This window comes from Rothia sp. HMSC062H08, from assembly GCF_001810775.1.
In the GTDB taxonomy this organism is placed as follows: domain Bacteria; phylum Actinomycetota; class Actinomycetes; order Actinomycetales; family Micrococcaceae; genus Rothia.
In genome coordinates this window covers 1-1,575 of the sequence record NZ_KV802669.1, presented here as the reverse complement: position 1 = coordinate 1,575, position 1,575 = coordinate 1, and the positions used below count along the sequence as shown (strand labels likewise).

1 pseudogene is annotated in these 1,575 nt (G+C 58.9%); it reads left to right on the top strand.

The window, feature by feature from the left end:
• Positions 1-1,575 (top strand): annotated as a pseudogene (locus HMPREF2765_RS06850) (type IV secretion protein Rhs); the annotation flags it as partial.

The window sequence follows — 1,575 nt, the reverse complement described above, 5'->3', positions numbered from 1 at the left end:
GGGCGTTGATGCGTTTGGTGCTCCCGTGGTGACGGTTGAGTCGTATGACCGTTTGGGTCGTCTGATCCGTCAGCGCCGTGAGTTTGGTGCTCAGATTCCGGAGTCTTTCCGTACCGCGTACATGGATGAGACTGGCGGCTATGAGCTGTCCTACGCTTATGACGCTGATGGTCTGCGCACTGAGTTTGTGCACCCCCTGGGTTCGAGCGCTTACGCGTATGATGCTGCTGGCCGTATGGTCAAGCAGACTGACATTACCGCGTACCGTCTGGATGGAACCGCCGTTACTTCTGAGTCTCGTGTGGAGTCTTCCTTCGAGTACAACGCGGTAGATGCGCTGGTGCGTGCGCAGGTGTCTGATCTGGCGGGTACTTGGGTTCGTGAGTTTGGTTACCGTGGCGCGCACATGACCTCTGTGACCGAGCAGCCCGCTGTGGCAGCCTCTTCTGAGGCTCTGCACACTGAGATTATTCGTGATGATCTGGGCCGTATTAGCGGTGTGGATTCGCCCGCTGGCCTGGTCATGTACACCTACACTGACGCGCAGATGCTCTCGTCTGCCGTTCGCGGCACCGAGACCCTGCGTTGGACCTATGATGCCGCTGGCGCGCTGGTGCGCGTTGAGTACTTTGATAGCGCCCAGCCTCAGCACGCTTGGGTGAAGGTGCTGGTCACTGATGAGGGTGCCCGTGTTCGTGCAGTGTGCGTCTACGGTGTGCAGGATGAGGCGAAGGCTGGCTCCCAGTCGGCTGAGTTTGCCTCTGCTGTTGAGGATGCTCAGGCGTGGCTGCCGCAGTGCCCGGAGTCTGTAGAGCTTGAGGGCGTCACTTTGGTGCCGGTCTCGACGAGCGTGTTCTCGTATGACGGTAATGATTCGCGTCTTTTGCAGGTTTCTTCGGATGGTTCCGGCTCGTCCTTGACTTATGGTGCGGCTGGGTTTGTGAGCTCGGTTGCGTCGTGGGGTTCTGCTGAGGATTCGGCTGTGTCCTTCTCGCTGCTGTGTGCTTCTACTGATGGTCGTGTGCTTGCTGCTGGTGGTGCGCCTGCTGGGGTACCTGAGTTTGGTGTGCCCTCAACCGGTGCTGGTGTTGGTTCTGTGGCTGGTTTTGATGCTTCGGTGATGCATCCGCTGGTGTGGGATGAGAATTCGTTTGTTCCGCGTGTGCTGGGTGTGGGCGGTTCGTCGGTGTCTTCTGTGGGTTCGTTGGTTCCTGGTGCTGGTTCTGGTGCCGGTTTGTTGGATCCGTATGGTTGGGCGTCTTTGGGTGTTGTTGCGCCTGCTGTGCCTTCTGCTCAGGGTGCTTCTGCTACTGGTGGTGTGCCTGTGTTGCCGGATTCGCTGGTTGGTGTTTCTGCGGCTTCGGGTGTGGTGCTGGGTTCTTCTGGTTTTGAGGTGTTGGGTGCCCGTGTGGTGGATTCGCGTGTGGCTCGTTTTACGGCACCTGATCCCCTGAGCGCACCGGTGGGTGCTGGTTGGGGTGCTGATCCGTTCTCGTTGGTGGGTGGTAACCCGGTTTCTTTGGTGGATCCGTGGGGTTTGTCGCCGGTGTCGGTGGAGGACTTTGAGAAGTATCG